At 68.2% G+C, this 7,005-nt stretch carries 9 protein-coding genes; 1 reads left to right on the top strand and 8 read right to left on the bottom strand.

The features are described 5' to 3' along the window. Positions 1 to 49: 49 nt before the first annotated feature. A complete protein-coding gene (locus BH719_RS00480; RefSeq protein WP_034255444.1) occupies positions 50 to 829 on the bottom strand; it encodes an inositol monophosphatase family protein in 780 nt (259 codons plus the stop codon). Between the two features lie 9 nt (positions 830 to 838). Then, a complete protein-coding gene (gene uhpT / locus BH719_RS00475) occupies positions 839 to 2,368 on the bottom strand; it encodes a hexose-6-phosphate:phosphate antiporter (RefSeq protein WP_245683294.1) in 1,530 nt (509 codons plus the stop codon). Positions 2,369 to 2,519: 151 nt separating this feature from the next. Between uhpT and BH719_RS00470 the strand changes: the two genes are divergently transcribed. Next, positions 2,520 to 2,813 (top strand): DUF2249 domain-containing protein, encoded by a 294-nt coding sequence (locus BH719_RS00470; RefSeq protein ID WP_005870959.1) that lies wholly within the window; start codon positions 2,520 to 2,522, stop codon positions 2,811 to 2,813. 136 nt (positions 2,814 to 2,949) lie between these two features. Here BH719_RS00470 and BH719_RS09455 read toward each other — a convergent pair whose 3' ends face one another. The 6 genes from BH719_RS09455 to BH719_RS09450 form a co-directional block, all read right to left on the bottom strand. Next, positions 2,950 to 3,450, bottom strand: coding sequence for a hypothetical protein (locus BH719_RS09455; protein ID WP_034255100.1), 501 nt, complete (start codon positions 3,448 to 3,450; stop codon positions 2,950 to 2,952). Positions 3,451 to 3,568: 118 nt separating this feature from the next. Beyond that, positions 3,569 to 3,727, bottom strand: coding sequence for a hypothetical protein (locus BH719_RS00460; protein ID WP_009399780.1), 159 nt, complete (start codon positions 3,725 to 3,727; stop codon positions 3,569 to 3,571). A 115-nt stretch (positions 3,728 to 3,842) separates the two neighbouring features. Further along, positions 3,843 to 4,088, bottom strand: a complete 246-nt coding sequence (locus BH719_RS00455) for a hypothetical protein (protein ID WP_245683293.1) — start codon at positions 4,086 to 4,088, stop codon at positions 3,843 to 3,845. Between the two features lie 936 nt (positions 4,089 to 5,024). Then, the gene (locus BH719_RS00450) at positions 5,025 to 5,522 is read right to left on the bottom strand and encodes a hypothetical protein (RefSeq protein ID WP_009399773.1); all 498 of its coding nucleotides are present in this window, start codon (positions 5,520 to 5,522) and stop codon (positions 5,025 to 5,027) included. A 123-nt stretch (positions 5,523 to 5,645) separates the two neighbouring features. Next, positions 5,646 to 6,179, bottom strand: a complete 534-nt coding sequence (locus BH719_RS00445; RefSeq protein WP_009399772.1) for a DUF6301 family protein — start codon at positions 6,177 to 6,179, stop codon at positions 5,646 to 5,648. Continuing rightward, on the bottom strand, positions 6,176 to 6,355 hold the full coding sequence (locus tag BH719_RS09450) for a hypothetical protein (RefSeq protein ID WP_009399771.1): 180 nt from the start codon (positions 6,353 to 6,355) through the stop codon (positions 6,176 to 6,178). The genes BH719_RS00445 and BH719_RS09450 overlap by 4 nt, the downstream gene beginning before the upstream one ends. Positions 6,356 to 7,005 lie beyond the last annotated feature (650 nt).

Here is a 7,005-nt window from a genome sequence, read left to right as displayed (position 1 = left end):
GCCCCGGCGCCCGTGGTCACGACCGCCTCGCCCCCCGCTGCGCGCGCGGTCACTGCGCGTCGGTCATGAGGCGTTTGAGCAGCGAGGCGTGCACTCGGGGCGCGCCCACCAGGATCGAGCCCTTGTGCCGCACGTCCATAGGCGTGCCGTCCAGGCGCGTCACGCGGGCCCCCGCCTCCTCGCAGATGAGCGAAGCGGCCGCGATGTCCCACGGCGACACCCACATGTGGACGAAGGCCCCGGCGCGCGAGGCCGCCACCTCGACGCACTCGAGCGCCGCCGAGCCGTAGCGCCTGTGGCCGCGCGAGTCCACGAGGGCGCGCGCGAGCCGGGGCAGGGCGAGGATCTCCTTGATGTCGGTGATGATGATGGCGTCCGTGTAGTCGTCGGCGTCGAGGACGGGCGCGAGCGCCTCGCCGTCGCACCGAGCGCCCTCGCCCCGCACCGCTGTGTACACGTGGGAGCCGACGACGTCGGCGACGACGCCGACGACGGGCGCCCCGTCCTCGCACAGGGCCAACGACACCGCGTAGTCGCGGTGGGTGCTCACGTAGTTCATCGTGCCGTCGATGGGGTCGAGCACCCACACGCGCCCGGCGAAGGAGTCGACGGTGTGCCCCTCCTCGCCGAGCACCGGGTAGCCGGTGGCCTCCGCCAGGCGCGCCGTGACGACTTCCTCGATGCGGCGGTCGACTGCGGTGACCAGGTCGTTGCGATTCGTCTTCGTGCGCACGTCGAGGCTGATGCCGGGGTCGAGGGCGAGCGCCATGGCCTCGCGCACGGTCGCCTCGGCGATCTGCAGGAGCTGGGTCGTGGTCGGTTCTGACATGGTCACGCCTCACTTCTCCGACTCGGTCGAGTCCGCCTCGGTGCCGGTCCGCGCCGCGTTGCTGGCGGCGTAGGCGCGGTCGCCCCTCAGGTTGCGCTCTTCGAAGAGGGCGACCAGGACAAGGCAGATGAGCCCGACGGCCGCGGAGAAGAACAGGACGTTGAAGGTCGCGCCCCAGCCGTGCAGGTGGAATCCCAGGATCGTCACGCCGTCCTTGGTGGGGTCGGCGATCCGCCCGATGAGGACCTTGGCCAGGGAGTCGCCGAACACGTACCCGAAGGCCCGGGGCACGGCGTTGACGACCACGGTGGCGCTCTTCGGGGCGAAGCCGATGACGCAGATGCCGATGAGGGTGACGGGGCCGAAGACGAGGAACCCGATGAAGAACAGGGCCGCGTAGACGACCCCTGGTGCAGTGGCGTGGGAGTAGACGAAGATCGGGACGACGACCAGGCACATGCCGATGGCGGCGCTCAGGGCGCGCCTGCCGCCCATCTTGTCCGAGAAGTACCCCCACAGCAGGGACCCCGCCAGTCCGCCCAGTTCCAGGGCCATGGTCGTGTTCACCGCGAGGTAGTCGGAGAACCCCAACTCCTGGCGGGTGTACAGGACGTTCCAGTTGTCGATGCCGATGCGCACGCAGTACGCGGCCACGTTGGCGACGCACAGGAACCACACCGCCGGGTTCTTCAGGACGTAGTCGACGAGGATCCGCCCCTTGTCCATGTTCTCCGAAACGGTGTCGGCCTTCGCCTCGGGCTCACCGAAGATCGTCTCGGGTTTGTCCCACCCGAGCTCGACGGGATCGTCCTTGCCGTAGAAGTACCCCCAGACGCCGATCGGGATCGCGACGACGGCCGGGACGATGAACATGCCGATCACGGAGCCCGCGAAGAGGGTGTTGGCCCCCCACAGGGCCAGCACGCCGGCGATCATGGCGCCGAGGTTGTGCGAGGCGTTCCACCAGCCGATGAAGCGCCCGCGCAGCACGCGCGGTGTCCACCGGTTCATCGTCGAGTTGCAGCACGGGCCGCCCGGGGCCTGCAGCAGCCCGTTGAGCGACCACAGCAGGAGCATCCACCCGTAGGGGCTGTTCATCGAGGCCAGGAGCGCTCCGATGAGGATCGAGGCGACGCCCGAGCCGATGAGCAGTGCCGAGACGACTTTCTTCGTGTTCTTCCCGTCGATGAAGAACCCCAGGATGAGGCCGCCGAATCCGTAGGTGAGCGAGAAGCCGAAGCCGATGTACCCCAGGTCGCTGGTGGTCAGGCCCGTCTGCTCGACCAGGAAGGGCTGGGCGGACTTGAAGTTCGTCCTCAGCAGGTAGAAGCCGCCGTAGGCGATGATGAGGACGGCGTAGGTCTTGAGGAACTCGTAGACCCATTTCTTCCTCTGGACCTCCAGCGGCAGGCCGGCGTGGGGCGCCGGCCGTATGTCGAATGCGCGTGAGAGAAATTCCACTGGTACAACCTCCATGTTGTGCCCCCGCTGGTCGCCCGCGGCCATGCGGGCACCGTGCCCCAGGGAGGGCGCTTCCACTATACAAACGTTTGCGCATTGATGTCACTAGGTTCGCAGACATTGTTGGGGAGTTCGGGCGGCCCGTTCTTTCTTGAGGGGAAAATCCCTGTAAAATACTGTCCGCTGTTGCGGCCCACCGCAGCGGCCCCAACCGACAGAAAGGCCACCCATGACCATCGAAGAGTTGCCCCTCACTGAGGCCCCCAGCGGCTGCGGCTGCGGCGGGCACGAGGCGCACCCGCCCATGATCGACGCCGCCGCGATCCCCCACCGGATCCGCCACGCCGCGGTCCTCGGCGTCGCGCAGTCCATGCGCGGGGGCGAGGCCTTCGTCATCCGCGCCCCGCACCTGCCCACGCCGCTGCTGGCGCAGATCGAGCAACTGCCCGGCCAGTGGGCCTTCGAGGTCCTCACCGACGGGCCCGAGCACTGGGACGTGAAGGCGACGCGCACCGCGCTGTGAGCCGCCGTCCCCCGCTCCGGAGCGGGGGCGGCCCCGGTAGTCCCCCGGCGGCGCCGGGAGGACGAGGCCGCCTCCGTTCCCGGGCCGGGGCCCGCGGGGTCTTCCCAGCGGGCCGCCCGGGCTCCAGCCGGGGCGCTCAGATGTCGAGCGGTCGCAGCAGTTCGGGCGCGGGCAGGCGCCCGTCGACCACGTAGGCGCGGAACACGGGGGCGGCCTGCTCCCCGGTGAAGACCTCCTCGGGGTGGACGCGGACGGCGGCAGGCCCGCCCTCACCGGTGTCCCACTCGATGCCCATCCAGCTCTCGGGGTCGGCGACCGGCTCGCGGGCGACGACGTAATGCTTGTACGAGCCGTCCTGGCCGGTCACGCGGATCTCGACCGTCATCACCCCGGTGGAGCCCGCGCACTGGATGTACGTCGAACGCGCGGGGTCGTCGGCTGCCACGTCCTCGGGGCGCTCGGCGCCGGGGGGCAGCTCCCACACGACCATCGCGTACATGTGCGAGCCGTCGAAGCACCTGGGCGCGGTGAGCACCTCGGTGATCCCGTCGGCGACCGCCTCGGGAGTGCTCTCAGCGGAGAACTCCTCGACGGGCCCCGCCTCCGCGAGCAAATCCGTTCTTGCGAACCGTCTCATACTTCCTGCCTCGGCATGGTCCAGCACCTCTCCCCACCGATAGTAGCCGCCGCGCGGAGCCGGCGCCCGGCCCTCGCAGGGCGCGTCGGCTCCCTGCCGCCGGTGGGCGCCCGTCATCTCATGGTTGGTGGCGCCCGGGCGCACCGGGCAGGGGGTGCTCGGCGTACCAGGCGTCGTAGCCCCGGTTGAACTGGTCCCAGAAGGCATCGTCGAGCGCGAGCTCACGAAGAGTGCCGTTCTCACCACGGGAGTTCTCATCGAACCAGGCTTCGCGCATTTGCTGCGGCAGATCAACAAGGCGCAACCCGGTCCACTGGCCAGAAGCACACGGCACCACAGTTCTAAATTGGTATCATCCATTGCTCGGCCTCAGTGGTTCTGAACGGATACTCTCATATATCTCCGGTCCACCAGATCCCGGGCAGGATGATCGACCACGGTTCCCACGTGTCCGCCACGACGCGGATCCAGCCGTTCGTGAAATCGAGGTGCAACCAGCCCTGGCCGCCGTCCACCGCCAGCAGACGGTTCATCTCGAATGCTTTCAAGCGGACGGCGAGGTCCTGGGGGTCCATTTCGTCCCACATCGCCTCGCCCGCGCTCTGCCCCACGAAAGCGCCCCAAATCTGAAGCCCCATGGCTCCGGCGTGGATGACTGGAACGGTGTCCGACACCAGCTCAGAGCTCGTCACCGTCGCTGGCAGCAGAGAACCAATGCGCTCACGGATGTTCCCCACCATTAACGTTCGGATGCCTTTCTGCGCGATCACGGATCCGCACCAATACTACTACTACGCAACACGGTGCCGACCCAGTGCCTTGCAGGTGGCGGTGCCCCCGGCCCGCGTCATGGGCCAGACGCGCAGAGCCCACGCCCGCACAATCCCCGATGAGTTCCCCCCCCCCGCAGAGGCCCGGAACCCGTAAAACGGCCCTCCACCGGCGCCGCCTCTGTCAGATGGCGAGGGGGCGCAGCAGGGCGGAGCTGGGTAGGGCCCGCACCGCCATCGCGTACGCGAACGCCCTGTCGAGGTGCTGCGGGGCCGTCAGTGGCTTGCGCACGTCGTCCACGATGGACTCGGGTTTTGCGGCAAGGAGAACCTCCGCGTCCGCGCGCAGAGCAGTGATTGCAAATCATCTCATATCTCCCTGCCCTCCCCGTGTTCTGGCACTTCGCTCCCGATGGTAGTGGCCGTCCGGTTGCCCCGGGCAATACCACCGCGACCGCGGGGCGGCGGCGATGCCCACGCGCGCGGGTCCGGGTAGTGGGGGCGTGGGTGGTCCAAAAAGCGTCTGGGTTTCGCCGCGTTCGGGCGACTCCGCGGCGGGTTGGTCCAAAAAGCGTCTGGGTTAAGCGAATTTGGCCGGATCCGGGTGAATCCGGGCAGACTCAGACGCATTTTGGACCACGCACCCGGAAAGACCCTGGATCCGCCCGAGACTCAGACGCTTTTTGGACCACCGAGCGCCCGGACCACCGGGTGTCAGATCCAGGCCCGCACGATCTCCATGAAGCGCTCCACCGCAGGGGCGCGGAACTCAGGACCCATGCGCTGCCTCCCCTCCCGCGGGTGTCAGATGTCGAGGGGGCGCAGTAGTTCGGCGGGTGGGAGGATGCCGCCCACGATGTAGTCGCGGAAGACGGGCGCGGCCTGGTCGCCTGTGAAGACCTCCTCGGGGTGGACGTGGATCGTGAAGGAGTCCTCGCCTTTTTCCCATTCGATGTGCACCCACCTGTCGGGGTCGGCGACCGGCTCGCGCGCGACCACCCAGTGCTGGTAGGAGCCGTCTGGGTGGGTGAGGCGGATCTCGACGGCCATGGCGCGCGTGGAGCCCGCGCACTGGATGTAGGTCGAGCGGGCCGGGTTGCCCTCGGGCACGTCCTCGGGGTACGCGGCCCCCTCGGGCAGGGCCCACACCACCATCGCGAACGCGAACGCCCCATCGAAGTATCTCGGCGCCCTGAGCCGTTTGCAGACGTAGTCGGCAGTGGATTCGGGGGTTTGCGGCAGGAAGAACCGCTCCACTTCCCCCACATCCGCGTGCAGGACCGAAGTCGCGAACCGTCTCATATCTCCTGCCTTTCCGTGTTGTGGCGCCGCCCCCGATGCTGCCGGCCGTCCGGGCGCCCCCAAAACCCCGGCGGAAGCGGCCGCGGTGGCCAATGCCTTCGCGGCCGCCTGCCCGTGGTCCTCTCAGCCCTCCAGTAGTGGGTCGTTGGCGGGGCTGTAGTCCACGATCCCGCGGCGCAGGTCGTCCTGGTGGATGCCCGCCATCTCCGGGGACTCCAAGGAGAGCGCAATGAGCCCGTCATTGCCCCCGACCCACACGCCGACGCCGTTGCCCAAGAACCACTGCGACGAGAACACCCCATTCTTGTCCTTGACTGACTTCGGGCGCCCCAAGACCCCGGTGAAAGCGGCCACGAACCCCGCGTAGGCCGCGCGGACCTGGGAGCGGTAAGCGGGGCGCTCCTCTTTGGGAACGACGTTGGACAAGTGCGTCCGAACGCTGTCGATCTGATCGCCCTCGCTGGTGAAGAACGAGTTAGCCTCGTCCGGGGACGTGTCGGACGTGAACAACTGCGGCTCTTGCGGGTGGGGCGAGAACCCAAAACTGGTGTACACGTCGATGCCGTCCTGAACGCTCATGGGCCAGGGGTGGAACGCCCAGGCCCGCATGATCTGGACAGCGCGCTCAGGGGTCACGGCTTCGAACTCGGTGGTCATGGTGTGGTTCCGTTCGTTGTGGGCAGGGGGTTGAGTTCAGTGTCGAGCTCTTCGATGGTGCGCGCCTCCAGGGTGAACTGTCCGGTGGTGCGCTCGATCAGGGACAGGTCGGCGGTTCGGGTCTTGCACACCACGTTGCTGAGCGTGACCTGCCCGCTCGTGATCCGCTCCCACAAGTCGGGGTTGTCGCCCGGCAGCTGGGGGAAGTTCTCGTCGGTGGGCGATGCGGTTCGAACACGCCGCCGTCCCCTGCTCCAACACCTCCCCCTTGCTCCCATCGGGCAGGAGGTTGCGGGCATGGCCCATTTGGGTGTTGGGGCCGCCCTTGGCCTCGACGAAGTCGATGCTCTCCACCTTCTCATCCACCGCGAGCAGGTCGAAGCTCCTGTTCCCGCCCCCGGCTCCGCCGATACCGGGGATCACAGTGCGAGGCGGCTCGCCCGTGTTCTCCAAGAACTCCGCCCCCAACTGCCCCAACTCCTCACTCGCCGCCTCCGGGACTATTCGGGGGCGCGTGCTCTGGTGTTCGCGCTCAGGGCACCGCGTCCGGGTCGTCGAAGACCGACTCGCCTGTACGCGGTTCGGCAAGGCGCTCCGAAGCGCCCCACCGCAGGGGCGCGGAACTCGAAACTCATAAGATGCCTCCGCTCGCGCGGGTTCTGACCCGTTTCCGCGGGTTTCAGATGTCGAGGGGGCGCAGCAAGGCGGGATCGGGCAGGGCGCCATCGACGATGTAGTCGTGGAAGACGGGCGCGGCCTGCTCCCCGGTGAAGACCTCCTCGGGGTGGACGCGGATCGTGAAGGAGTCCTCGTCCTTTTCCCATCC

This window comes from Pauljensenia hongkongensis, from assembly GCF_001746855.1.
Lineage (GTDB): Bacteria > Actinomycetota > Actinomycetes > Actinomycetales > Actinomycetaceae > Pauljensenia > Pauljensenia hongkongensis.
Note: the sequence above shows the minus strand (reverse complement) of the source record. Positions and strands in the feature narration are given on the sequence as shown.